Source organism: Roseibium sp. HPY-6 (assembly GCF_040530035.1).
In the GTDB taxonomy this organism is placed as follows: Bacteria; Pseudomonadota; Alphaproteobacteria; order Rhizobiales; family Stappiaceae; genus Roseibium.
Genome location: NZ_JBEWCD010000003.1, coordinates 730,399 through 754,208, shown reverse-complemented (window position 1 = coordinate 754,208; position 23,810 = coordinate 730,399). Strand labels below are relative to the sequence as shown.

Genomic DNA, 23,810 nt, shown 5'->3' with positions numbered 1-23,810 from the left:
CGGGGGCATGGAACGAGGCTTCCGGATTTCACCATAAAGCTTTGACACGGATCGCCCGGGCGAAACCCCTCTTACCCGCCAGGGCGTGATGATTTCGATTGAAAGCCTGTCCACGAGGCCGATTTTGAGATGATTGGACTGAAATCACTTTTGACCGCTCTTGCGATGGCCGCAGCCGTCTTGTTGTCGGCAATCCCGTCGGTGTCGCAAGAGTCCGCTCAGAATTCACTGACGACGAATGGCGGGCAAAAAGTCGAGGTTTCCGGTGAATTGTCCCTGGTATCCAAAACCGATGGCGACAAGGAAGAAGACGCCTATTTGGACGAGCTGATCGATATCACACCTGAGTTGTTATCAAGCATAGCGATTGCACTTGTCGGCTATTGGATTTCCCAATCAATCAACAAGTCACAGCAACAAGCCTCCAAAGCGACTGCCGAGGCACAGATTGAAGCCGCGAATATCCGGGCTGAAAATCAGGTTCAGCTGCAAAGGGGCGAACTGACCGGAAAACTGATGGAGCACCTCACGAGCTCCGACCGGACAACACGGGAGCTTGCGGTGGTTGCTCTCAGGGAGTCTGTCTCGCCAGAGATTTACGAGCCCATCGTCTCGATACTCGCGAAATCGGACCGGGACGGCAATGTTCGCGCTGCTGCCATCCGGGAGCTGGGAACATCGCAAAACCAGGCGATTGCGCGTCAGTTGAATGCGATCGGCCGCGATGAGACACGATCAGAGTCGGAACGCAGGCTGGCAATGTCGTCGGCTTCCGCGGTGTCGCTGTCCTCCGACGTGCCGACAAATACGGCGATCATTACGGCGACGTCCTGGGGCGAACATGCCTATGAAGTCGCTGAACTGGATGGCGGCGTCTTCACCTATTTCCTGCTGAAGAGTTTCAACGAATGGCGGAGCAAGGAAAAAGGCACTCTCTATCTAAAAGACCTGTTCAGGTCCCTTGAGCGGCAAATGAAAATCTACAGGGCGGACAGCCGCCCCACGCTCTTTGTCGAGGGTAACAGCAAGATACCCATCGCCGGTGACGAAGCCCACTACACTGGCCTGGAAGCCCTTGTCATCGGGATTGACAAATATGCGAGTTACCCGCTCGAGAACCTTTCCTACTGCAGGTCCGACGCTGAAAAAGTGACCAAAACACTTGAGAGCCTGACTGTTCCCGACAAGAACATTCAGTCCGTTTACGACGAAGAAGCCACCGCGCGGACTTTAAGCAGTCATCTTTCGAAGCTCGCGCATTCCGGAAAAGAAGGGGGCTTGTTCATCGTCTATTTTGCCGGGCACTCCTTCCTGTCCTTCGAGGGTGAATTGGGGCTTGTGACCCATGACTGGAAACCCGATACACGTGAAGGCTTCATACCCGTTTCCACGATCAAGTCGGCATTCGACCAGTCCCGTTCATCGACGCGGTTGCTGATCCTGGACACGGACAACGCCGCAACGGTTGAGCGTCAGTTTCAGAAGGCATAGCCAACCTGATTTATGACGTTGCAAGTCCTTGCAAGCGGCGCCAAAACTTGTTTTCCCTTTGTCCGCCAGGCGTTTGAAGGTACCAAAACGCTCCTGACCATCGGAGACACACGATGAAATTCGTGAACCCGCTGCCTTTTGTTTCGGATATTGACCGATCCAAACGTTTTTACACCGAGATCCTTTCACTCCGGATCCTGGAAGACCACGGCGATTTCGTTTCGTTCGAAAACGGCTTTGCCCTGCATGACGGCCAATCGCTTCATGAGACCGTTTTCGGCATTGAAGACACCAGCGACGCACCTTACGGGCGCAAGAACCTGGTCCTTTATTTTGAAGTCGAGGATCTGACGGCCACCTACCAGCGTGTTGCACCCATGACCGATCTGATTCACGAGATCCGAAAGGAGCCCTGGGGACAGCGTGTCTTCCGGCTTTTCGATCCGGACGGTCACATCATCGAAATCGGCGAACCGCAATGAACACACCATCCGGGAGGCCGCCCGGCTTCTCTGGCAGTTTCATTGTATCTATGATCCGCTGAAGTCCTCGGACCTCATTGTCGGGCTCGGATCCTACGACCTGCGCGTTGCCGACAGATGCGCGGATTTGTTTCATGAAGGCCTGGCCGACCGCATCGTTTTCACGGGTGCCACTGGGAACTGGACGAAAGACCTTTATTCCACGAGCGAAGCGCAAGCGTTTTCGGAGCGCGCGCAGGTGCTTGGCGTTCCGCTTGCAGCGATCGTGACGGAAACAACGGTAACAAACATCGGTGAGAACATCCGCTTTGCCGCGCAGATTGCGCCGTCAGCATCGCGCGTCATTTTCGTCACCAAGCCGCAAACCCAGCTCCGTTGCCAGGCGACCGTCCTCAAACAATGGCCGGATGCAAACGGTTTGGTCACCGCACCTCTGACGTCTTACGAAGACCAGCCGACGCAGGTTCACGACGAACGCGCGTTGATTTGTGAAATGGTCGGTGATCTGGAGAGAATCAGAACCTATCCTGTGCTCGGGTTCCAGTCCGAGGTCCTGATCCCGGATGGCGTTGCGCGGGCATTCGAAACGCTCGTCGATGCCGGATTTACGGATCACCTTCCGCGCGGCGCGTGATGCCGTTCAGCTGACACGTCGATATCGTGACAGCAGTTGTTTTGTATCCGGCTTGGACCGATGCCTGCGGTCCATCGGGATTTGGGTGAGCACTTGAATATCGAACGATCCGAGATCCTTTGCACGTTCGTGCCAGAGGCTTTGTTTCTGCACGTCGCCGGACAGAAACAGGACAGGCTCTCCTGATCGGTCTACGGCAAATGCCGCACCGGTCACGCCCGGCCACAGGCGCGCAGCGGTCTCGAGCGAAAACGCGAAAAGGCCATTTGAGGCCGCCTCTTTGCGCCCGAGCAACCAGAGGCGTCCATCGTCATCGAGGTATCCCGCATCTCCGGTTCGGTGCCAGACCGTTGCGCCGTCGACCAGTTTGGTCTCCTTGTCCCGGCTCGGATCGAGATAGCCGCGATTGACGTGGGGCCCTGAAACCAGGATTTCGTCGTCGATGAATTTCAGCGCCGCCTCCTTCACCGGTTTACCAACCGGCAGGCCCTTACCACTCGCGGAGGCCTCCCAGTCCCGCTCCGACAGGTCTTCAAGACGCGAATAGGAAACAGGCTCGGCTTCCGTCGAACCGTAAACGACGGTCAGGCCTTTACCCGGTTGGCCGGACAAGAAACGACGAGCCACATCAGGATAGAGCGGTCCACCGCCAGTCATGACCCGGTGCACTGACCCGGGCAGCGGAGCTCCGATGAGCCGATCAACTGAAACCGGCGGAACAAGCAAACGGGTCGCAACGGTCTCTTCGGCAAGGCGCACGACCTCGGCCGCAGGCATTTTGTCATGACGTTTCAGGTTCCAGGTCGGCATCACCGCCGTGCTGCCGTGACCGATGCAGGTGAGAACAAACGCAGGGAATGCGACGATGTCGGTTTCTTCGCCACGATCCGATGCAATCAAAGGCGCAAGAGCTGAATGCTGTGCCCGCATGAGGCCGTGGGTGCGCACAATCGCTTTTGGCGCACCGGTGCTGCCGCTGGTGAAGGATATCAGCGCCGGTTCGGAAGGGTCGCGTGGTTCACACCCGTCGCCTGAGGAAGACCCATCGGCATCAGGCGACAACCGGATCGGAATACGCCGTGTTTCGGGAAGCAGCCGCGCCAGCAAGCCTATTTTCCAGGACGCCAGGAGGGCGACGGGCTCAGTCACCGCAGCAGCATGGCGAAACCCGGCGAGGCCCATCGCAGGCTCGGGAAAAACCGCGACCGCACCCAGCCGCCAGAGCGCAGCGAGACCCGCATAGAGCCCGAGGCCCGGAAACGCTCCGACGAGGACCCGGTCGCCGCGACCGATCCCTTTGGATGCGAAAGCGGCGGCCAGGCGTGCCGATCGCTTATCCAGATCACCATAGCTGATCACCACGCCGGATCTGTCGATGATCGCGCGCCGGTCCGGATGATCTTGCGCAGCAAGCAGGAAGTCCTGAATGAGGTTCACAAGCGACGACCCATCAGCGCATAGCGCCGGAAAACAGTGCCGCTGAATTTCCGGCTTTGGGCTTCGGAGGCGATCCCGGAACGCATCAGGGCGTGAACGACTTCCTTAAAGCCATGCTCCCCGGCAAGCGTATGAACCCGGTCGGCCATGGCGCGGCCGGCACCGGGCAGTGAGCCGACATAAGTTTTCAGAACAATGGCTCCGATACGCATCGGGTCCGGGAAAGCCAGGGTCAGTCCTATCGTTGCCCCGTTATCGTCGGTCGCCTTCAGAATGAAACGCGGGTCGGCCTGAGCGAGAAGCGGAGAATACTTTTCCAGAAAGAGAGGCTCGGGAACCGGAGTGAAAAACGGTGTCGTGCGGAAGCCGTCCATAACGAGTGCATATGCGTTGGAAAGCAGCGCCTGCGGGTCTTTTCCGTCCCAGCTTTTCACCGACACGCCCGGAACGGCATCTTCATAACCGCGCGATCCGGGTTGCGCACTGGCAGACACATGCAGTTCCGCCACTTCAAAACCGGCGCTTTCGTAGGTGGCAAGATCATGGGCTGCACCGGCCGGCTCCATGAAAAAGCCCGGGCTGCCATCCGACCAGACCTGCAGGCGGTATGTGCCCCAGGTCGAGCCGTCCATCGGTCCGACCAAAGCTTCGAACCCCTCCTCCCGCAATTCGTCACACGCCTCGGCGAGGAACAGGGCACCGCTTTGTGCGTCCGCAAATGAACCCGTCCCGATCGCCGCCGTCCTCATGCCATCCCATGAAGGTACGTCGCGGTAGATCTTCGGCATTTTCGTCATAACGTCGCCTCATACAAATAGATCGGCAAGAGCATTGCCAGAGCAGTGAGGGCCAGGCGCACCCCGGGATTTCGGTTGCCCCAGCTTCGGGGCCGCAAAACCTCCGTCAGCGCCGTTGCCAATGTCACGATCGAGATAACCACAATCAGCGGCAATGCAGGCGTCCAACCCATGAACTCGATAATAGCGGGAAGAAGCAACCAGCTGGCCAGGATCGCGATACCGGTTCCAGCAAGACCTGCCAGAAACCGGTAACGCCCGTTTCGAAACGCAAATCCGGCGTACCCGGCCCCGATTGCAGCAAATGTCGCGGAATAAAATGCGACGGCATTGGTCCCGAAAATGTTGCCGATCATCAGCCAGACAACGCCGGTAAGCACCAGCGCGGCCACGAAATCCAGGATGGGTTCGATGTCCTCATCTTCCGTTCTTGCTGCAAGCGCGGCAAAGAACGCCAAGACAGGCAGGACCGAATTGATCGGTGATGCCACGATCGTCGACAGGAACAGGGCGACAAGTGCCGTGCGCGCCGCATGCGGTGTCATGCCAATGCGCGGCGCGAATATTTGGGCAATCACAAGGACCAGCAGCCAGACAATTGTTATCAGAGCAAGAACAGCTGGTTCCGAGTTAGACCAGGTGCTCAGCAGCACGTAGACGCCGACCGGCACGAAGAGATTGTCGAGGCCTCGCCAGCTGTCAGCTTCGACAAAGGTTGCAAATGCCGCAACGAGTGTTGCGAGCCAGATCACGTTCGGCCGCGGTATTTCGGTTCCCAATTGCAGGACAATCACGGCTGTTATCCACGTCACGACCAAAAAGGTGACGCTGCCTTCGACGCTTTTGGTTCTGTCGTTGCCGCCGAACCGGAGCCGGCCGTATCGCGTGCCGACCAGTGCCGCAGCTGCGTCCGAAAGCGTCAGCACGGCAATCGGCAAAGTGTAGAGCGCGGGATGCCCGGCCGAGAGCACAAACAGAAGCGAAATCGCAAAAAGAAAGAGAAAGTCGCCCCAAGACCGGCGCTGAACCGAATGCAAGGACGCACCGACGCCATCGGTTGCGATTCCCGGGAGCCGCAGCACCAGAAGGGCAATTGCCGCCAGCGCGGCAAAGACCAGGAAACCGTCGCGTGTTAGCACCAGAGGCAAAAGCATGGCATGAATACCGACGCCGACGTGAACGGCCTTTCGCTGGCTCTCTGCTCCGATAACGAAGCGCCTTGCCACCCTTCGAATTCCTGCGGCTAGAATAAAGAGCGCGATGACCGATCCGATCGCAATGAGGACCTGGACCGTCAATCCGCGACCTCCTCAAGGACAAGGTCCGAATAGAAGAACGCCTTGTCCAATTGTTTCAGCCCGGCTTCAACATCGGGGAGACGCTTAACGCGGTGCTGGAGATCTTGCGGCGCAGAGCGCGGCGCCATCATGTTCCAGTAGATGAACCTCGCTCCCGGAGCCGCCCGCTCGAGCAATTTTCCATAGATTTCCGCCGTTTCCTCAAGGGACATGTATTCAAAGATGTCCGAGAGATTGAACCCGTCGAAAACGCCTTCTCCGGCCTGATCTATCGGACCCTTGACCAGCGATATGCGGTCAAGCCTTGCCGCGATCGTTGCGTAGTTTTCAGCGCGCCAGGCTGTTGGCAGAACGTCGCCACCGCGGCCAGTGAGAATTTCGAGCATGTAAGGATTCTGGCTGGGATCCTGGTCAACCGCCGCGAACCGCACCTTGCGCCGGACATGCGCTCCAGCGCTGCCGTCGACGTGGTCGAAGAAAGCCGGATCGCGCCCGAGCCAGCCCATCACTGTTTTGGAAAAAAACAGGCTCGTGCAGAGGTTCCAGCGGCGGTTGTTCCATCGGTCTTCGAAAAACCGTTCGCGCGCCGGGCGGTCTCGTTCGGCAAAGACGCTTTCAACCGTCGATCCTGAATGGATAAGCGGCAGTATGAAGCGTCGGAAGTGCCGAAAATAAGCTTCGAACTTGCCGACATTGCCTGCACCGTATTTTTCAACCTCCGGCGCCAGAGACTGCCAAAGCGAACGGGTCTCCGGGTCGCAGTCCTGCAGAGCCCGTGCCAAAAGCAAATCCCGGCGTGAGGATGCGCGTGCACCGAAGAGTTCCAGAAATTCGTTGTGCGACAGGGTCCGAAACGCCGCCATGCGAAGCTGCAAACAAGCAATCTGCGCTGCAGACAGGTCCGCGGCGACAATTTCCTGCGGATCGAGCAGAAGAAGCGCCAGCACGTTGTCACCGGCGGCGCATATAGACAAAAATCGCTGCCCCGGACGGGCGTGAAATCCGGACAACAGCACGTCCGCATCTTCCCACGCCCTGGCGTAACGAATGGCCTCGAAGCTGGCCCGCTGGTCGATGGAGACACTCATGACAGCTTTTTTACCCATCCGGCGGAGCCGTCGACTTCGAGCCGGTCTCCGGTTGCGATCCAGCCGCAGGCCTCCGGAACCGCGACCACGCAGGGAATTCCAAGTTCCCGGGAGACAATGGCCGAATGCGACAAGACGCTGCCGCGTTCCCCGATTACAGCCGCGGCGTTTGCAAAGTGGGATATCCAGCCCGGATCTGTATGCCGCGCGACAAGAATTTCGCCGGGCTGCACCTGTTCTTCGGCAGGGTCACGGATAACACGCGCGATGCCCTTAACGCGGCCGCCGCCACAGGCCGTTCCGCGCCTCTGGATGTCATTTGGATCGAGGGTGGCGTGGCCTTTACCCGGCCCAGATGCCGTCGCCATTCTTTTTGCCCGGTCAAAAGCGCTGCCACGAACCAGGATCCTTTCCGCAGGCTCCGGCAAATCGGCAGCCTCTTCCTGCTCTGTACGCCTCAAAGCGACGAGACCTTTCAGGCCAGCGTTCAAAGCTGATCCTTCGACCGTTGCCAGGACCTCTTCGAGGGTCAGGAAGAACACATCGTCCGGCTCATTCAGGTGACCAGTTGCCGTCAAAGACTTGCCGATCGCACAAAAGACACGGCGTGCATAGCCGAAAATGCGGGTTCTTTCGAACCTCAGGTTCTCACGGTCGCGTACCCGCGCCTTGGCGTAGGACAATATCAGCCGCGCCAGAACGCGGCGCAGTGTCTGCCCGCGAAACAGGTCTTTGAGAACTGCGTCCGGCTCAATCCGTTCCGGATCCGCCCCGGGACGCGATGCGGAGGCGGAAACTGCCCGAAAGAGCGGCATCGGCGCTTCGTCGAGCGTCGGTTCTTCCAACTTGAGTTCTCCGATGCGCCGATCACCGAAACGATTGAGATAGTCCTTTAGGAGATTGCCGATGCCTGGAAGCGCAAAAACGGCTTGCGCGTCGCCGGAGGCCAGCACGTCCGCAGCTCCCGGCGTTTCCCTGACACGTTCTCCGATTTGCCGGATCAGGCGTGCCGGTTCGGCCGAAACGATATCGCCCTGACCGATCATGACGTCGTTGTGGAGCGCGAGGCCCGGCTCTCCGGCCCAGCGCTGCAGGAGCGAGCGGGACCCTCCGAAAGCCATCATGCACAGGAAGTCGTTGACGATCGGCGCATCCCAGTCATCCAGAAGTGCATGCTCGACCCGTCTGTATTCACCCGCCAGCTCTGACAGCGGCCGGTCTTCGAGCTCGTGCCAAGTCTCGCGCGGCGGCACAGTCTCGACAACCCGCTTCATGAAGCCTTTCTTGATCGCATTCAGGCGAAACGCCGCAAATGCAAGCCGGGCAACCATTTTTGCGGCCGCGATCCGGCTCTTCGAGGGTGCGATCCCGGCCATGACTTCATCCGGGAGCGGTTCGGCAACCCCCATCATGGTTTCCATGTGCTGCCGGTTGCTTGAAAAAAACGGCAACAGGGAGAGCAGGCGGTACCAGCTGCCAAGATTGTAGTACATACGTCCGTCGATCCGGGCGAGCATGTTTCCAAGATCGGTAGCGTGCGCCTTGATCACTTCGGGCCCGGTCCCGATCAGGGCGAGGAAAGATGTGTAGACACGCGCATAGGCGGCGACCGCGAAGCTGTAGGTGAGCGGCGACACCAGTCCCGGGTAACTTTCCACGATGTTGGAGTTGTCGAACACCAGCAACCTGTCTTCAGCGACACCGGCCGGCAAAAGCCGGGTCGTGATCGGGCGTGCCTGCAACAGGAAGGACTCGGGCGTTTCAGCTGAAAAAGCCCATTCGATGTCTTGAGGCTGGCCCTTTGTCTCGGTCACTGAAATGCACAGATCGGCAATTGCACGCGCATCTTCTTCCGTCAATGCGCTGTCGCCGCCGGGCCGCTCTAGCGTTTCCAGCAGGGGGCGCGAAAAACGCCAGGTTTCGCCGCTGACTTCACCCGAGACGAGTGCGTCGCCGAGACCTTCCGTCGCCGATACGACGATCTGGTCGCGCCTGCCTGTGACCGGATCTGCGGCAAATGCCACGCCTGCTGCACGCGCGTCGACCATCGCCTGCACGATTACAGAGGGCATGTTTACGTCGGAAATCCCCTGAGCGGCGCGATAGGCCGCGACGCTGTCTCCCAATCCCGACGCAAAGACCGCTTCGGCCCTGGATGGCACATCAGCGGCAGCAACATCAAGAAACGTCAGAAACTGTCCGGCATGGGACTCGGCGTGCCCATCTTCGGAGCTTGCGGAAGACCGCACTGCCAATCGTGTCGCCCCGAGCGTATCGCAGGCCTTTTGAATGGCCGACTTTTGCGCCTCGGCAATCTGACCGTTTTCAAACGAAGCAGACGGGATCACGAAGAAGGGTGGAACCTTATAGCCCTCCTTTGCAAGGTCCGCCAAAACGCGCGCCTTGCCGCCGATGACCTGTGCCGAGCTTTCCAGCGCATCTTGCGAGGTAAAGAGTGCCGTCACGTCTGACCTCCAAGGCTGGGCGCGAACGCTGCGGCCAGATAGCAGGCGAGCACCCATAGGCCGGAGAGCGTTTCCAACCGCTTTTGACGTTTCCTGTCTGGGGTCCGTGCAAAGTCCACCAGGACGAAGGCAAACGGCAACAGAAACACAAGTCCGCATATCGCGGTGACCAGGGGCCGATCCAAATAGATGCCGCAGATCACCAGCGAGAGAAACGCGACGCCCGTTGCAACCGCAAGCGCACTGAGCGAGCGGGCGATTCCCCAGGAAGAACTGTAGGTCTCAACACCTTCGCGCTCCTGTTCCGGTGCCCAGATCTTGCGGCCGAATTCGATGACGCATCCATTGCAGAAGCTCATCAGCAGAAAGGTCCAGATACCCTCCGGGACCGAGCCAGCGGGGACCCACTCACACCCGGTCAGAACAAGATCGATCAGCGGCATGATCGCCATGTGCGACACGAGGTAGAGCCCTGGCGATTTGCGTAGAAAATCAGGCGCGAAAAATTCAAACGCCATCAACCCAAGCCACGCCCAGACCAGCAGAACCAGGTAAAGCACACCCGGCGAAAGGGCATAGGCGGAAAAGGCAGCGGGAACAACGGCGGCGCCCGCAAGCCAGAGGATCAGCTTGAGCGAAACCAAGCCGCGCGGAATAGGCCGTTCCGGACGATAGCGCTGGTCGATATCTGCGTCCTTGATCTCATCGAGCGCCCGCATTTGCCAGAAGAACACCATAACGATCAAAAACGCCACGAGATACGCATCGACGCCCGGCAGCGGCCGCTCGGCAAGCCGGGCGGAGGCCGTCACCGATGCTGCCGAAAACGCGCCCAGTAACGGAACGGTCTGGATCAGCGGAAACCGTTCGGATTGATAGATCCAAAGCCGGGCGAGAACAGACGCTTCATTTTCGGCGTGACCGGTCATGCGTTCTTGCCCCGGGCGAGCCGCTTGTGAGCGCTGCCGAACTGCCCCCCGGCAACCGCGGCCGTCAAGGAGAGTTCGCCGCACAAACAAAGCGCTGCTGCAACTTCGGCCAGTGCCGGTGCCTTCCCCGTGCCTCGCAGTCCCAGAATGTCGAGACCCGCAGCTTGCGAGGGCAGCTGCGTTCCGCCGCCCACCGTGCCGAGTATCAGGTTCGGCAAGGTCACGGTTACGAGTAACCCGGTCTCACTCCGTTCCATGCGTGTAAAACCGACCGCCGATTCCGCAACACAGGCAACATCCTGTCCGGTCGCCAGGTAAAGCGCTGCAAGGCCATTGGCGAAATGCGCCTGTGCGCCGACCTGGCCCGTCATCAACGCGCCCAGATTGGCAATGCGGCCATATTCGAGTATCTGATCGATCGGAGACCCAAGCGTTGTTTCAACTACATCTTCCGGAACATCCACCTGAGCCGTTACGCGGCGTCCCCTGCCCAGCATCGTTCCCAGAAAGCTGGCCTTTTTGTCGCCCGAGAAATTGGCCTCCAGAAACCAGGATTTCGGCTGAACCGGTGATGACTGAAGTGCGTGCCTGCAAAGCGCTTCGGTCGCGAACGTCACCATGTTTTGCCCGGCCGCGTCTCCGGTTTCGTAACGGCACATCAAAAAGACGATTTCACCGTCAATGACCGGATCGATCGAAAGCAACTTGCCGAAACGCGTCGTTGCTTCTGCTGCAGCAACCAGATCATTGGCAGATGTTATTGCCCAATTGACAAACAGGCCGGCATTCGCAATCGAATCGAAGCGGAAGGCTGGCGAACGGAGGATGCCTTCTCCGAGGGTCGCAACGCTGATGCCACCGGATTTGCCAACCGCCTTGGCGCCGCGGGCATAGGACGCAACAAGGGCCGCCTCGGTTGTTGCCAGCGGGACGAAATAGTCATCTTGAGCGAAAACACCGTTGACCCGCAGCGGCCCAATCACCCCGACCGGTACTTTCACCGTTCCAACCATATTCTCGATATTGCCGGCATAGTGGTCGACTTCGGCAAGTGTACTGTCGTCAGCAAGGATTGCTCTTGCAGTCTCCGGAACACCGGCTTGCGTCAGCCGCGACCAGATCCGGGCGATTGCGGATCCGGAGGGTCTGGGCAAGGTCATTAATGGTGCTGGCGCATCCGGGCGAGGCGACAGGCGCGCGGCGATTTCTCTTGGATCAGCAGCAGCTTTCAGTTTTCGCAAAAAATGGAGTGTCTTGGGTGGAATTGGCATCGTCTGCAACGTGATGGATTGAGCCGACCGGGAAACGAGACTGTGGGCCGACCGAATGTGTCGATCACACGGAGTAGTAGTGGCACTTTGTAAAAATTCCCCAAAACAGTAGCACATGTCTCCGGCAGACCGTCACGTTCAGGCGCACTTTGTAGTGAATTTTGCCTATCCTGACCGGAACCCTGTCACCGAGAAGTGCCCGCAGCCGTCCGCGCCCCATTCAATGGCGTCACGGGTTGGCTGCGGGCACCTCCGCCCACTCATTCGGTGTTCTCACCCTCGTCCATGAGTGCCCGAGCCAGGGTCACCTCGATGTCACGTTCACGAAAAGCGTTGATCGTCTCGGCGGACCCGTATCGATTGATCAGTGCACGTGCGTCCGGAGCTTTCTCATAGATGCCAAGCCAGTTTCGCGCGACTTCATAGATGAACAACTGGCGCATTTCACCTTCTTCAATGAGTGCAACCAGCTCGAGCATCTCCTCAAGTCCGCCAATTCTGTTGGCTTGAAAGCTGAGCCGATAGAGTAGGTCGGTGCGGCTCATTTCTTTTGCCGCGCCGTTTGCCTGGCGAGCAGCCTCATGCAACCAGCCGCGCCCCTGCGTTTCAAGGCCAGCATCAAGCGCCGCGAGCGCAATGTCCGACAGCGTCATTATCCGGTCCTGGCGGTCTGAAATCTGGAGCGCCATGTGGTGTATCCGTTCAAAGTCGCCAAGTTTTGCCCCGGTGGCGAGCACCTGGTCTCTGGTAGCCGTCTGCAAAGCGCCCAAGCCGCCTGATGTTTCGATTTCCGCGATCACGTCGTTGTAAACGGCTTTTGCCTGAGCCTCCCTTTCCTTTTGCGCGAGCAGCCATGCGAGGTTCATCAGGCCATTCACACGAACCGTCTGATGCTCAATCGGACGCATCAGCCTTTCTGCAAATCCGAAACGGTCGAGTTGCGCGAACCTCATTGCAAGGAGGAGGATTGTTTCACCCCTTTTCTTGGGATCCTTGATCTTCCCGGCAAGCATTGGTCCCGACTCGCGCAAGGGAATATTCAGACGCGACAGGCGGGAGAGAACGAAGGCAAGCTCTTTATCGCGCGATTCTGCATCACCGACGTCAAGCGCTGCTGCAATACTTTGTTCGAACAGTCGTTCCGCCAAAACAGCGTCACCGCGCTTTTCGTGCTCCAGGGCAATATAGGTGAGCAGGTTGGTTTTCTCCCTGACATCCACGAGCATCTCAACGGACGGCAAGACCCGGTCGAACAACCCTGCCGCAACCATGTGCGCATAGACCGTGGCCCGCAGAGTCTGCTTTTGCGGATCATCGTCCTTAAGGTTTTGAACCTCCGCCTCGGCTTCGTCGAACAACGCAATGGCGCGGGCCTTCTCATCTACAGAAATCAGAACTTCGGCCAGTCGTGCAACGCCTCGAACGCGGCTGGCCGGATCTTCTATCTGCCTGGTTACCTCGATCGCCTGATCCATCCATTTTGGCTCGGCGGTATGGGTCACCACGCGCACCAGGATAAAGGACCGCAGCATTGGATCGCTCGATTGCCTGCTCGTTCCAATCGCAGCTCCAAAGTCTTCTGTATCGATCAGACGGTCTGCCAGCGCACTTAACGCGCCATCGCGGATCGGCTGGGCTTCGATCTCGCTGATGACCTTTCGAGCGGCTGCCAAGTCACCCTGTTTTGTCTCTGCAAATGAAAGCTCCATGCGAATATTGTCCAGGTCATGCGTTGTCGTGACTTGCTGCATGACCCGCCGCGCTTCATCTATCTCACCCAATTTCGCATGGCGTGAGGCGATCCTTGCGAGCGTGCTGTTCCGATCAAAATCATTCAGATATTGAGCGAACTGCGCAGCCTGATCGAGGCGAGGTGAGAACGCCAGCATGTTGGCGATACGAGAAACATGTTCGCCGTCCAGCGCACGCTCCGGTGTTTGTTCAAGCTCATTCATCAAGGACTCGATGAAGACGTCGACACAAGGAGCTTTCGGGTCCGCAAGACATGCCTCAATCGACAGGTCCTGCGCCGTGACAGGTGTTGCGGCGAGCGCAAAGGCAAAACCGAGGTTTCGCAAATGGAAATTGAAAAAACTCATCCGATACTCCGTTTGCGAATCGGGTTTCCGGCACCACTCAGATGAAGCCAGTTGATGTCACCTCAGCGCGCCTGGTCAGCCGCAATCGACCGGCGCCTGTTTCAGTTCGGACAGGAGATAGAGACGCATCCAACGCGCAAGAAGCCGAGCCTGTGCAGGACGGTCGTGCGTCAACGCACATCACAAAGTCCTTTCTCTTAAGGCATTGAAAAATATGGAGTTTTTTTCGCCCCTCTTAATTCGCGGGTGGCCGGAGCTACGCAATTTCAGGCTGGTTTTCGAAATTCAATTGCGAATCACATAAGTATCTGCTTATGTATTAGCATGACTGAAAACGATATCTTCCGGGCCCTGGCAGACCCGACGCGGCGCGCGATTTTCGAAAAGCTTGCCCATGGCGGATTGAATGCGAGCGCCTTGCGCGAGGGCATGATGATCAGCCAACCGGCCATGTCGCAGCACCTTGCTGTCCTGCGGGACGCCGGCCTTGTTCTCGCGCAACGTCACGGGCGCTTCACGAATTACGAGGTCAATCCCGAGGGTCTGCAGCTCATTGCAAAATGGATGATGAAGTACCGCGCCTACTGGCCCGCAAGAATTGACGATCTGAACAACCTGCTGAAGGAAATGGACCAGTGAGCGAGACGGATCTGGAAACTCCCGAACCCGAATTGGCCTTTGAGTGCATACTCGACGCCCCGCCGGAGAAAGTCTGGCGTGCGATCAGTCAATCCGAGCTGCGGGAACGATGGCTGCCCGGTTCCGACCTGAAGGACCCTCGACCGAGTTCAATTGTCCCAGGCCGCGAAATCAGCTTCACCATGCGGGAACGCCAGCCGCCCTTTCTTGAGAGCACGGTTACGTTTCAGATCGAGCCGGACGACGGCGGCAACACACTTTTCAGGATCACTCATAAGCTGATCGAAATGCCGAAGAGCCTGCAGACCTCAGATGCCGCAAACGAAAACGGCCTGGCGCTGATGCAGGCTGCCTGACGGCCAAGCCGACACCTGAATCCGAGATGGAAAGGAATTCGCCGATGCGCGAAACGATGCAACTCGTCCCTATGGTGGTTGAACAGTCAAACCGCGGCGAAAGGTCATTCGATATCTTTTCAAGGTTGTTGCGGGACCGGATCATCTTCCTGAATGGGGAAGTCAACGACACGGTCTCAGCTCTCATCTGCGCTCAGTTGCTCTTTCTGGAAGCTGAGAGTTCGAAGAAACCGATACAGTTTTATATCAATTCACCGGGCGGCGTCGTGACCAGCGGATTTGCGATGTATGACACGATGCAATTCATCAAGGCGCCGGTACACACGCTTTGCATGGGAACGGCCCGATCGATGGGCTCGTTTCTATTGATGGCGGGAGAACCTGGCGAACGGTCCGCGCTGCCGAACGCCAACATCCTGATCCATCAACCCTCGGGCGGCTTTCAGGGGCAGGCAACGGATATGCTAATTCATTCCGAAGAGATCCAGCGTACCAAGGCAAAGATGACAAATCTTTATGCGACGCATTGCCATCGCGATTTCGACGCGTTCGCAAGTGCTCTTGAGCGCGACAGGTTCATGACACCTGAAGAAGCGCTCGATTGGGGTCTGATCGACCGGATCATTTCAGAACGGGACGTCGGCTGACCTTTTCGGTCGTCGGGGTCCGTCACGTTTTGCCTGCCTGTTCTTACTTGCGGTTTGTCACCCGGTTGAAAAAACCCGATTTCCTAGTGCCAGTGATCGAAGCGTACATACGCTCTATCCCTGGCGCTTGAGACGTCTTCGCGGCACAGGCCAATGTCTGTCCTCAGGTGATTTGACAGACTTCGAATATGCACGCGCGGTTTTTTGCGTTTTGTGAAACTGAAAAACTGACGCCATGCACATGGCCTAAGGCCATTAATAGCTTTCGTGATCTTGATGGGCATGTTCGAGATCCATATTTTTCTATTACTTCCCCAGATTCTCGGGATAAAATTCGAATTATCAAACAAATCCGGCACAGACACCCATTAGTGAGATTTATGAATGGCCCGTTCGCAGCTTCCCCCGCTTGCCTCCGTCAGGGCGTTCGAGTCCGCTGCCCGCCATGGCAGCTTTACACGTGCCGGCAACGAGTTGGGCCTCACCCAGGCCGCCGTCAGCTATCAGATCAAGGTGCTGGAGGAACGTGTCGGACAACCCCTGTTTCACCGCAAACCGAGAGGCGTTGAGCTGACACAGGTCGGCACGGCGTTGGCCAAGAAGACGGGCGATGCGCTGAATTTGATCGCCGACGCTTTTGCGGAGGCTCAAGGCAATGCACAGGGAACGCTTACCATGAGCGTCATCCCGACCTTTGCAACGAATTTTCTTGCAGAAAGACTGGGGCAGTTTCAGATCGCGCACCCGGGAATCGCCGTGAGGCTGGAAGTGAGTGAAACCCTGGTTGACTTCCATTCCGGTATTATCGACGTCGCGATCAGGAGCGGCCGTGGGGATTGGCCCGATCTTGAGTGTCACAAGCTGATAGACGTTGAATTCACGCCGATGTTGAGCCCGGCTCTTGCCGAGAGCATCGGAGGGATCACGCGTCCGGAAGACCTTCTCAAACTGCCCATACTTGGCGGCCTCGACCCCTGGTGGATCCGTTGGTTTGGTTCGGCCGGGGTCGACGCGACCGACATTGGTGATCTCCCGGGCCAGACCTTCGGCCCGCAGGTTCTGGAAGCGACAGCCGCGATCGCCGGACACGGTGTTGCCATGGTCACACCCGCGTTTTTTCGGGATGCGGAGAAGAACGGTCAGTTGATCCGTCCGTTCGACATAACCTGCAGCGACGGAAGGGCTTACTGGCTCACATATTCCCACGCATTCAGAAACACGCCAAAGATCAAGGCATTCCGAACATGGCTCGCACATGAAATCAGCACGTTTCTGGACGCTGTGGAATAAACTCAGCTTGTCACGGCGCCTTTGGATTTTGTTGGTCCTGCCCAAACAGGCCCGGCTAACGTTCGCCAAAGAGTGACAAGCTGGATTATGAAACATGATTGAACGTCTGAACCCCACGACATTGCGCGCCGTGCCCGATCAATATGCCGGGATTTACACCCATTCGACCCGGCTGGATCATCCCAAGAAACTGGTTGCTTTTTCCGGTCAGGTCGGCGTCGCAAATAACGGCGCCGTTGCATCCGATTTTGCCGGGCAGTGCCACCAGGCCATGGACCATGTCGAGGCCCTGCTGGATGCTCACAGACTAGGGCTCGATGACATGATGAGGGTCACCTATTATGTGACAAGGGGAGAAGATCTTGCGGAGCTGACCGAGATCCGTCAAACGCGCTGGCACTCTTCCAATCCGCCTGCGGTGACGACGCTGATCATCGCAGGTCTCGTGGATCCCAACTGGCTGATCGAGATTGAGGTGCTTGCCGGAAACTAGTTAACCCTGGCCCAAATCAATTGGCGTACTGATGCCATCAGGCATGCATCTGAAGCGACCGCTCCGGGTAAGCAGCCTCGATCATAACATTTGCAAGGCCATCATAGGCGCGCGTCCAGGCCGCGAACACCGCTTCGGGATGCTGCGCATCCAGCACGGTCCTCAGCATTGTGATCAAGGCTTCTCTGACAATAAAATAATGTTCCTTTTCAACGCCATAGGCCAAATGCCGCAAGGCAAGATCCTTGACGATCGGCTCAAGTTCACCGGCGTTTTGAAGCTGGGAGACGACCAGGCCCAATGTGCTCATGAGCTTTACGGATTGCGACGCCATATCCTGCAGGAACAGATCTCGGGTATGGGGCGCGATTTCGAAAAGGGTTTCGTAGAACACGTCTCCTGCGTGTTGCAGGTTGGCCGAAAGGGAAATGAAGGACGTTCGGATGAGGTCAATATCCTCTTGGCTCAAAGTCATCTTTCCACTCCCGGCGTACAGTTCCAAAAAGGCCAATTCTTCGCGCATTTGCTGCGTAAGTTCGATCTAAATTCTATGGATGTACAAGCTGCACGACAATACACATGACTGCACGCGGGTCTTGCACAAACGCCCGATGATTGCGCGCAGGCAAAGGGGCGCCAACATCAGATAGACCTGTTGCGCGGTGCCGCGGGCGTGCTTATCCATTACGCCGCACATTCGTTTCGCCGCCGCCGCCGCAGTGTTTCCAGCCGATCTTGTGCTTTGGAACCACGCCCGAACAGATCTTCTGCACTTTCGCGCAATTCACGGATTACCGTCTGAACCCTCGGAAACTGCACGGTATCAGGGTGAACATGGAGGTGCAGAGCGCGCTCGATCTCCACACTGCCACCCTTCAGACGTTGAAGCGCGTGCTCCGCATCCGCGAGCGCGACAGGCAACAGGCCTTTGCCAAGACCTTGCCGAATTGCCGCCAGCAGAAGACGCGGATCGTTGCCGACAAAGCTGACCGGTTCGTCACGCTGTTTGATTTTTTCAAGATATCTGGCAGGTGCGCGCCGCGCGCCGCTGGTGTCACGCATGGAAACCCATCCCAGTGCTGCGGGATCGCGCTCCGCAGGCACATAAAGCGCAAAGGGCACGTCGGCAATTTTGATTGAGAATTCGCCCATTTGCGGTGGGTCTTCAAACCACAGCGAGATCGTTGCCGCCGACCATGATGCCGCCGTCGGACATCCCGACAACAGGAAAACCGTCAGTTTGGGATACATCTGCGCAAGACGCGGGAGGAAGTGCTCGGCAAGGTGCTCCAGAACCCAGTGATCACCCAGAATGCGCAATTCACCCGCCGGTTCGCGGACCGGCGATACCGCCGTTTGAAAAATACGTTCCGCGCGCCGTTCGATCTCCATCGCATCCGCAATCAGTTTCTCGCCTACTTCCGTCGGGATCAGCCCCGACTTCGAGCGCAAGAACAGCGTTGCTCCGAGAGCTGCCTCCAATGCGGAGAGGCGGCGGCCAACAGTGGACTGATCAATGCCCAGCATGATCGATGCCCGCGTCAGTGAGCCGGACCTTATCAGGGCGAGCAATATCCGAAGATCATCCCAGTTCAAGTCGGTTGTTCCTTTCCCGTCGTCCTCAGCTCTGATCCGTCAGCCTCGCGATGAGCCCGTTTTTGACTTCGAACAGCGACGCTCCGCTGAGCGAGACACCCGTACCGGCTTTCCAGCCGTTCGGAAGGTCCTGTGCCGGCGTCGCCGAGTAGGAAATCTCGGCGAGCGTCACCGCGTCGACGGTAATCACGTTTGTAATTTCCTGATGACGCCTGGAAAACGAACGCAACGCCGTTTCCGCCATGGTGCGGAAATCGGCGGACCCTGACGCCTCTGCAGTCACCTTGCCGCCGGTAATGTTGGTGAAGCGGATATCCTGCGACAGGCACGCCAGCATCCCGTCCACATCGCCTGCGTTGTAAGCATCGATGTAGCGCTTGATCAGCGTCGGCATGGCTTTGGGCATATTGCGGAGCCTCCTGGCGTATTTTGGCGGACAGTCCCGGCGCAGAACCTCGCAATTTGGCTGCCATGTGTCCAACAAAAGCCCAGGGGGCCGACATAAGCGGTATTTGTCGCTGCAAGCGCATGCAGCGTCATGACAGCTGGTCGGGGAAGTCGCGCGGGGGTGCCGCTCGCGTGAAAAGTCCTTTCAGCAGCTGTTGCTCTTGTTGGTGCTAAAAGTGGCTGTTCGTTCACGGACAAATGAACGGTTCAGAGGCGGGGATTCAATCTTAAGGTTAAATTTAAGAAACAGTTTACTTAAATCTCGAAATATCGTTTTTGAGTATTGTTGCGAAGAAGAAATTTACCAGCCCCAAGGAACCGCCCGGGAAACGGTTCCTGGGGTAAGTTTTTTAGAGAAATACATTTCTTTATTTTGGCAGAAAATTTTTTTAGAACTTTTTTATAATAAAATTCTATTCAAACAACTTGACTTTACTTTCTTAGGCATTGCGCTTCAAAAAATAAACGGGCTCGCGGACGACCGTCGCGAGCCCGTCTTGCTATGTTACTGGTCGAGTTCCAACACAGCCTTGCCGTCCGCTTCCGCGACCTGCTCCAAGGTATCCTCGCCGGTCCACTGGAAGATGCCGTAAATACCGGCGGGCACACCGGTGTCGGTGTAATCCATCGTGCCCGTCACACCGTCGTAGTTGATTTCTTCACCGGCCCGGATTGCGGCAAGTCCGTCGGCGTATGTGTGCACCACCTTTCCGTCTCCACCGGTGACATCATACATCGCCGCAACCCACGCATCGGCCTCCAGACTGCCAGCCTTTTCGATCGCGAGAGCCGACGCCACAAGCAGGTCATAGTACTGGATCGCGTAGGAATTACCCGCATCGCCGATCTTGTCGATGTATTTGGAGTCCTTTGCCGTCGGCTCATAGAAGGCCCAGGCCGGCCCGCCGGCATTTGAAAAAGCCGCCAGAACGACCGCCTCATGCTTGCCGACAGCTGCCTGCGTTGCGGTTTGAATGAATCCAGGCTCCTGCCACTCGGACGTGCCGATGATGAACCAGGAATTGCCGGATTCGGCCGCGTTTTTCACGAACGCACCGCCATCAGCGGGGGCGGAAAACACGATCACGGCATCCGGGTTCTGGTTGGCGATCTTGCTGACCACGCTCCGGTAATTCGACTGGTTGGGCTGGATATCGATCCTGTCCAGTACTTCGATCCCGAGTTTGTCGGCGGCCTTGATCGCTGCGTTTTTCTGAAGCTGTGAACCGGCTGCCTCCGTTGCGACAAAGACAACAGAGTTCTTTCCGGCATTCTTGGCGTGCAACAGTGCGGCAGACCCTTGCGCGGAATCCATGGGCGAGCCGCGGAACAGCGGCTCGTCGGCGTTTCCACCAAATTCAGCCTCGATGGCTCCGCCATGAACTGATGGTAATAGAGGCCCTTTGTCCGCTTTGACCTTGTCCAGAATGTAGTCCCTGTAGGACATGTAGTTGTGCGCGGCATTCAAAAGGATGTCGATGTTTTCGCTATCGACCAGCTTGCGTGCGGCGCGCGCTTCTCCAATGGTGCCGATATCCTGATGGATCGGCACGAGCTTGCGCCCGAGCGGCGGATCCTGGTTGATAACCTCAAGCGCAAAATCGGTCACGGCGTCGAAGAACTCGCCAAATCCGCCGTATTCACCTGTGTGATACGTCAGGTGACCTACCTTTATGTCCTGCGCGGACACACTGCCCGCGCTGAACGCCAGGGCCAGTGCTGTCGATACAAAGAACCTGTTCAGTTTCATGTCATCCTCCTCCCTTCGGGTTTCGGCCCGTTCAATGACTGATGTCAGATGTGATAGGCCTGCATCAGCTCCTTCATGCTCAGGTGCTTTGCGTCCTTGAGCATGAGCATTCTGCCGAGGCTCAACACGAGCACGCGGTCGGCAATTTCCAGGGTTTTGACCGCGTTTTGTTCGGCAAGAACGATGATGACGCCCTTGGCACGCCGTGCCTCGGCGATGGTTTCAAACAAGACGTCGACATAAAGCGGCGCAAGACCGGCGGATGGCTCATCAAGCAGGATGATTTCGGGCTCCTGCATCAGTGCCCTGCCGACGGCAAGCATCTGTCCTTCCCCACCGCTCAAGCTCCCTGCGGATTGATCCTTGCGCTCCGCAAGACGGGGGAACAGTGCGTATATTTCTTCCAGCCGCTGTTCCTTCGGACGATTGCCTACAAGCGCGCCGAGTGACAGGTTTTCCGCCACCGACAGCCGCGGAAAGACATTGCCTTCCTGTGGGACATAGGCGACACCCATCCCGGTCAGCTCATAAGGCGGTGCGGCGGTCACGTCGTCCCCGTGCCAGCTCATCCGGCCGGTCCGGACCGGGAGCAGTTTCGCCAGCGTCTTCAGCAGCGTCGTCTTTCCTGCCCCGTTCGCACCCAGCACAGCGAAGACTTCATTGCCGATGTCGAAATTCAGATCGTGCAAGACCTGAACCTCACCGTAGCCACTGCAGAGATTCGACACTTCGAGCATGCTCAAATCCCCATGTACTTTTCGGCAACGACACGGTTGTTCTTCACTTCGTCCGGATCGCCCTGAAACAGGAGTTCGCCTTCGGACAGAAAATGAACGTAGTCGCAGTTGTTCCAGATGAGCTCCAGATCATGTTCGATGATCAGGACGACAAGCTCACCTTCCTCAACGCGCGAACGCACAAGTGCCATGACTTCCTGGGTGATTTCGTCCGGCAACCCTGCCGTCGGTTCATCCATCAGCAGCATTTTGGGCCGGACGATCAGGCATCGCAGGATATCAACGAGCTTCTTTTCGCCACCGGATTTGGCAAACCCATCGGGGTTGGAAAAAGGAAACCGGTTCAAAAGCGCATCGATCGTCGCTTCAAGCTCGGGATCTCCCGGATCGGGTTTCCAGGAGAACCGCCAGCCCTCGCGCTCGGGTGGGGTCGCCGCCATGCGCAGCTGGTCGCGAATGGTCAGGCTTTCGAACCCCTGGATGCGTTGATTGGTCTTGACCAGGCCAAGCTGAGCGACCTGGTGGGATGACAGCGAGATCAAATCATGGTCCCGGCCGTCTTTTTCAAAGGTGACCGAACCTGTCGTTGGCGGGATGCGCCGGGTCAGGCATCCAAGCAATGTCGACTTCCCCGCACCATTCGGCCCGATCAGCCCCTCAATGCCATGACCGCCAAACATGACCTCCTGAATGTTGAGGACCGGGTGGGCGGTATAGGACTTGGACAGGCCGGAGGCGGTCAGCTTCATGACGACTTCTCCGGTGTTGGATCCGTGGTTGGGGTTGTACTATCCGCTTGCGGGACGCGAGCTCCGGTTTCGGCTGTCGAAGCGACGGCAGTACCCGCTTCGGGCGCGCGGCGGCCGCCTCCGTCCGTGCCACCCTTTCCCCACAATGCTCTTGACGCTGCCGCCGTTTGACCCAGGAAACGACGGCCAAGTGCAACACCGGTTTGCACGCCATCAGTCGCCCTGCTGATCACTGCTTCGGGCGGCAGGCCCGGATCGAGAAGGCCAACGGGCTTGAACATGAGCACGCCGACAAGCAACAGGCCATAAACAAACAGTTTGAAATTCGGGACATAGACCGCAAGCTCCGGCGTGACTGGCGCATATGTCTCAATCAGAATGTCGAATATCCCGAACGTGATGAAAACACCGACGACCGCGCCCAGGGAATGCTCCTTGCCGCCCAGTACCAACGCGATCCAGACGGCGAAAGTGACACTTGGGACGATCATGTTCGGTGTCAGGAATTGGTTCAGTGGCGCTGACAGGGCGCCCAGAAGTCCCATGGCAGTGCACGTGCCCACGAACCAGAATGTCTTGACCGCGTATGTGTCCTTGCCAAGCGACGCGGCGACTTCTTCATTGTCTCTTATTGCCAGCAACAACCGGCCGGTGGTCGATTTGTGCAGCCGCAGCGTGAACAGCTGCAAGGCGGCGACCACTGCGACAAGGAAGAGGAAATAAAGGTACTCCGTCGCACCACCGATCCGCACCGGATACTTGATCGTCCCTAGTCCGACAACGCCCATCGTCATCCATTTCTCGGTGACAATGAGCAGCGCGACGATCGCGCTGAAGGCGATCGTGGCGCACAGGATCCCTTGCGCATCCAGCCTGAGCACCAGCCGTCCGATCACCCAGGAGGCCGCAGCAACGCAAGCAACAGACAGCACAATGGCATCGACGAAGGAAAGGTCGAGCTGGACCTGAAAGACGCCCATTGCATACATGCCGAGCCCCCAAAATCCGACAACGCCGAAGTTCGGAATGCCCAGGAGCCCGAACTGAATATGCAGTGCGAGCGCCAGACCGACATAGATGAGCAGTAGCGAAAGTGAGAAGATCAGATAGGCCAT

The 23,810-nt window shown here is 57.7% G+C and carries 23 protein-coding genes; 8 read left to right on the top strand and 15 right to left on the bottom strand.

The genetic code is table 11. The features are described 5' to 3' along the window. The first annotated feature begins 129 nt into the window (after positions 1–129). From ABVF61_RS29540 to ABVF61_RS29530, 3 genes are all read left to right on the top strand, one after another. Complete coding sequence (locus ABVF61_RS29540) at positions 130–1,491, top strand: caspase family protein (protein ID WP_353997186.1); 1,362 nt, start codon at positions 130–132, stop codon at positions 1,489–1,491. Positions 1,492–1,604: 113 nt separating this feature from the next. Next, positions 1,605–1,973: a VOC family protein gene (locus tag ABVF61_RS29535; protein ID WP_353997185.1), complete on the top strand. Its 369-nt coding sequence runs from the start codon at positions 1,605–1,607 to the stop codon at positions 1,971–1,973. After that, positions 1,933–2,607, top strand: coding sequence for a YdcF family protein (locus ABVF61_RS29530; protein WP_502950036.1), 675 nt, complete (start codon positions 1,933–1,935; stop codon positions 2,605–2,607). The genes ABVF61_RS29535 and ABVF61_RS29530 overlap by 41 nt, the downstream gene beginning before the upstream one ends. A gap of 6 nt (positions 2,608–2,613) precedes the next feature. Here the strand turns inward: ABVF61_RS29530 and ABVF61_RS29525 are convergent, their stop codons facing one another. From ABVF61_RS29525 to ABVF61_RS29490, 8 genes are all read right to left on the bottom strand, one after another. After that, positions 2,614–4,044 carry an AMP-binding protein gene (locus ABVF61_RS29525; RefSeq protein ID WP_353997183.1) on the bottom strand — a complete coding sequence of 477 codons (1,431 nt, stop codon included), beginning with the start codon at positions 4,042–4,044 and terminating at the stop codon, positions 2,614–2,616. Continuing rightward, a complete protein-coding gene (locus ABVF61_RS29520) occupies positions 4,041–4,841 on the bottom strand; it encodes a hypothetical protein (protein ID WP_353997182.1) in 801 nt (266 codons plus the stop codon). Before ABVF61_RS29520 ends, ABVF61_RS29525 begins: the two co-directional genes overlap by 4 nt. Beyond that, on the bottom strand, positions 4,838–6,139 hold the full coding sequence (locus tag ABVF61_RS29515) for a diacylglycerol/polyprenol kinase family protein (protein WP_353997181.1): 1,302 nt from the start codon (positions 6,137–6,139) through the stop codon (positions 4,838–4,840). The genes ABVF61_RS29520 and ABVF61_RS29515 overlap by 4 nt, the downstream gene beginning before the upstream one ends. Next, positions 6,136–7,245 carry a DUF3419 family protein gene (locus ABVF61_RS29510; RefSeq protein WP_353997180.1) on the bottom strand — a complete coding sequence of 370 codons (1,110 nt, stop codon included), beginning with the start codon at positions 7,243–7,245 and terminating at the stop codon, positions 6,136–6,138. The genes ABVF61_RS29515 and ABVF61_RS29510 overlap by 4 nt, the downstream gene beginning before the upstream one ends. Continuing rightward, a complete protein-coding gene (locus ABVF61_RS29505; protein WP_353997179.1) occupies positions 7,224–9,692 on the bottom strand; it encodes a PEP/pyruvate-binding domain-containing protein in 2,469 nt (822 codons plus the stop codon). Before ABVF61_RS29505 ends, ABVF61_RS29510 begins: the two co-directional genes overlap by 22 nt. Further along, entirely contained in the window at positions 9,689–10,621 is a 933-nt protein-coding gene (locus ABVF61_RS29500; protein WP_353997178.1) for a UbiA family prenyltransferase, read from the bottom strand. The genes ABVF61_RS29505 and ABVF61_RS29500 overlap by 4 nt, the downstream gene beginning before the upstream one ends. Then, positions 10,618–11,781, bottom strand: coding sequence for a hydroxymethylglutaryl-CoA reductase (locus ABVF61_RS29495; RefSeq protein WP_353997177.1), 1,164 nt, complete (start codon positions 11,779–11,781; stop codon positions 10,618–10,620). Before ABVF61_RS29495 ends, ABVF61_RS29500 begins: the two co-directional genes overlap by 4 nt. A 371-nt stretch (positions 11,782–12,152) precedes the next feature. Continuing rightward, entirely contained in the window at positions 12,153–13,991 is a 1,839-nt protein-coding gene (locus ABVF61_RS29490; protein ID WP_353997176.1) for a hypothetical protein, read from the bottom strand. A 306-nt stretch (positions 13,992–14,297) separates the two neighbouring features. On the opposite strand from ABVF61_RS29490, the gene ABVF61_RS29485 reads away from it, so the two are divergent. From ABVF61_RS29485 to ABVF61_RS29465, 5 genes are all read left to right on the top strand, one after another. Further along, a complete protein-coding gene (locus ABVF61_RS29485) occupies positions 14,298–14,630 on the top strand; it encodes an ArsR/SmtB family transcription factor (RefSeq protein WP_353997338.1) in 333 nt (110 codons plus the stop codon). After that, complete coding sequence (locus ABVF61_RS29480; protein ID WP_353997175.1) at positions 14,627–14,986, top strand: SRPBCC family protein; 360 nt, start codon at positions 14,627–14,629, stop codon at positions 14,984–14,986. Before ABVF61_RS29485 ends, ABVF61_RS29480 begins: the two co-directional genes overlap by 4 nt. 44 nt (positions 14,987–15,030) lie before the next feature. Beyond that, the gene (locus ABVF61_RS29475; RefSeq protein WP_353997174.1) at positions 15,031–15,633 is read left to right on the top strand and encodes an ATP-dependent Clp protease proteolytic subunit; all 603 of its coding nucleotides are present in this window, start codon (positions 15,031–15,033) and stop codon (positions 15,631–15,633) included. Between the two features lie 384 nt (positions 15,634–16,017). Beyond that, the gene (locus ABVF61_RS29470; RefSeq protein ID WP_353997173.1) at positions 16,018–16,923 is read left to right on the top strand and encodes a LysR substrate-binding domain-containing protein; all 906 of its coding nucleotides are present in this window, start codon (positions 16,018–16,020) and stop codon (positions 16,921–16,923) included. A gap of 94 nt (positions 16,924–17,017) precedes the next feature. Next, positions 17,018–17,416: a RidA family protein gene (locus tag ABVF61_RS29465; RefSeq protein ID WP_353997172.1), complete on the top strand. Its 399-nt coding sequence runs from the start codon at positions 17,018–17,020 to the stop codon at positions 17,414–17,416. A gap of 37 nt (positions 17,417–17,453) precedes the next feature. On the opposite strand, the gene ABVF61_RS29460 is transcribed toward ABVF61_RS29465, so the two are convergent. The 7 genes from ABVF61_RS29460 to ABVF61_RS29430 all read right to left on the bottom strand — a co-directional run bounded on the left by ABVF61_RS29460 (position 17,454) and on the right by ABVF61_RS29430 (position 23,810). Continuing rightward, positions 17,454–17,891 carry a globin domain-containing protein gene (locus ABVF61_RS29460; protein WP_353997171.1) on the bottom strand — a complete coding sequence of 146 codons (438 nt, stop codon included), beginning with the start codon at positions 17,889–17,891 and terminating at the stop codon, positions 17,454–17,456. 209 nt (positions 17,892–18,100) lie between these two features. Then, on the bottom strand, positions 18,101–19,012 hold the full coding sequence (locus ABVF61_RS29455; RefSeq protein ID WP_353997170.1) for a LysR family transcriptional regulator: 912 nt from the start codon (positions 19,010–19,012) through the stop codon (positions 18,101–18,103). A gap of 25 nt (positions 19,013–19,037) precedes the next feature. After that, the gene (locus ABVF61_RS29450) at positions 19,038–19,418 is read right to left on the bottom strand and encodes a nuclear transport factor 2 family protein (RefSeq protein WP_353997169.1); all 381 of its coding nucleotides are present in this window, start codon (positions 19,416–19,418) and stop codon (positions 19,038–19,040) included. A gap of 546 nt (positions 19,419–19,964) precedes the next feature. After that, entirely contained in the window at positions 19,965–21,209 is a 1,245-nt protein-coding gene (locus ABVF61_RS29445) for an ABC transporter substrate-binding protein (RefSeq protein WP_353997168.1), read from the bottom strand. A gap of 44 nt (positions 21,210–21,253) precedes the next feature. Continuing rightward, positions 21,254–21,946, bottom strand: coding sequence for an ABC transporter ATP-binding protein (locus ABVF61_RS29440; protein WP_353997167.1), 693 nt, complete (start codon positions 21,944–21,946; stop codon positions 21,254–21,256). Between the two features lie 2 nt (positions 21,947–21,948). Continuing rightward, positions 21,949–22,695: an ABC transporter ATP-binding protein gene (locus ABVF61_RS29435; protein ID WP_353997166.1), complete on the bottom strand. Its 747-nt coding sequence runs from the start codon at positions 22,693–22,695 to the stop codon at positions 21,949–21,951. Next, positions 22,692–23,810, bottom strand: coding sequence for a branched-chain amino acid ABC transporter permease (locus tag ABVF61_RS29430; RefSeq protein ID WP_353997165.1), 1,119 nt, complete (start codon positions 23,808–23,810; stop codon positions 22,692–22,694). Before ABVF61_RS29430 ends, ABVF61_RS29435 begins: the two co-directional genes overlap by 4 nt.

Bases quoted from the DNA above. Each gene is read 5' to 3' on its own strand.
- ABVF61_RS29470 (WP_353997173.1), top strand. From the start codon at position 16,018: ATGGCCCGTTCGCAGCTTCCCCCGCTTGCCTCCGTCAGGGCGTTCGAG.
- ABVF61_RS29475 (WP_353997174.1), top strand. From the start codon at position 15,031: ATGCGCGAAACGATGCAACTCGTCCCTATGGTGGTTGAACAGTCAAAC.
- ABVF61_RS29540 (WP_353997186.1), top strand. From the start codon at position 130: ATGATTGGACTGAAATCACTTTTGACCGCTCTTGCGATGGCCGCAGCC.
- ABVF61_RS29440 (WP_353997167.1), bottom strand. From the start codon at position 21,946: ATGCTCGAAGTGTCGAATCTCTGCAGTGGCTACGGTGAGGTTCAGGTC.
- ABVF61_RS29490 (WP_353997176.1), bottom strand. From the start codon at position 13,991: ATGAGTTTTTTCAATTTCCATTTGCGAAACCTCGGTTTTGCCTTTGCG.
- ABVF61_RS29435 (WP_353997166.1), bottom strand. From the start codon at position 22,695: ATGAAGCTGACCGCCTCCGGCCTGTCCAAGTCCTATACCGCCCACCCG.
- ABVF61_RS29535 (WP_353997185.1), top strand. From the start codon at position 1,605: ATGAAATTCGTGAACCCGCTGCCTTTTGTTTCGGATATTGACCGATCC.
- ABVF61_RS29460 (WP_353997171.1), bottom strand. From the start codon at position 17,891: ATGACTTTGAGCCAAGAGGATATTGACCTCATCCGAACGTCCTTCATT.
- ABVF61_RS29445 (WP_353997168.1), bottom strand. From the start codon at position 21,209: ATGAAACTGAACAGGTTCTTTGTATCGACAGCACTGGCCCTGGCGTTC.
- ABVF61_RS29495 (WP_353997177.1), bottom strand. From the start codon at position 11,781: ATGACCTTGCCCAGACCCTCCGGATCCGCAATCGCCCGGATCTGGTCG.
- ABVF61_RS29430 (WP_353997165.1), bottom strand. From the start codon at position 23,810: ATGGCCTATCTGATCTTCTCACTTTCGCTACTGCTCATCTATGTCGGT.
- ABVF61_RS29520 (WP_353997182.1), bottom strand. From the start codon at position 4,841: ATGACGAAAATGCCGAAGATCTACCGCGACGTACCTTCATGGGATGGC.
- ABVF61_RS29510 (WP_353997180.1), bottom strand. From the start codon at position 7,245: ATGGGTAAAAAAGCTGTCATGAGTGTCTCCATCGACCAGCGGGCCAGC.
- ABVF61_RS29450 (WP_353997169.1), bottom strand. From the start codon at position 19,418: ATGCCCAAAGCCATGCCGACGCTGATCAAGCGCTACATCGATGCTTAC.
- ABVF61_RS29465 (WP_353997172.1), top strand. From the start codon at position 17,018: ATGATTGAACGTCTGAACCCCACGACATTGCGCGCCGTGCCCGATCAA.
- ABVF61_RS29500 (WP_353997178.1), bottom strand. From the start codon at position 10,621: ATGACCGGTCACGCCGAAAATGAAGCGTCTGTTCTCGCCCGGCTTTGG.